The following is a 241-nucleotide window of genomic DNA, read 5'->3' as shown; positions in this document are numbered from 1 at the left end:
CAGGCGGACATAGCTCAGTTGGTAGAGCGCAACCTTGCCAAGGTTGAGGTCGCCGGTTCGAGCCCGGTTGTCCGCTCTGTGTCTTCTTGGACACGCACGGTGCGAACCGTGTTCGGTGGAGTGGCCGAGAGGCGAGGCAACGGCCTGCAAAGCCGTCTACACGGGTTCAAATCCCGTCTCCACCTCGGGCGATTGGCGCAGCGGTAGCGCGCTTCCTTGACACGGAAGAGGTCACTGGTTC

General features: G+C 62.2%; 2 tRNA genes. Both read left to right on the top strand.

Annotated features, from left to right (window positions below):
* Positions 1 to 3 precede the first annotated feature (3 nt).
* Positions 4 to 76 (top strand) — tRNA-Gly (locus AX669_RS04350).
* 38 nt (positions 77 to 114) lie between these two features.
* A tRNA-Cys gene (locus tag AX669_RS04345) sits at positions 115 to 185 on the top strand.
* Positions 186 to 241 lie beyond the last annotated feature (56 nt).

This window comes from Dermacoccus sp. CCH2-D9 (assembly GCF_001556795.1).
Classification (GTDB): domain Bacteria; phylum Actinomycetota; class Actinomycetes; order Actinomycetales; family Dermatophilaceae; genus Dermacoccus; species Dermacoccus nishinomiyaensis.
This window is presented reverse-complemented; position numbering and strand designations above follow the sequence as displayed.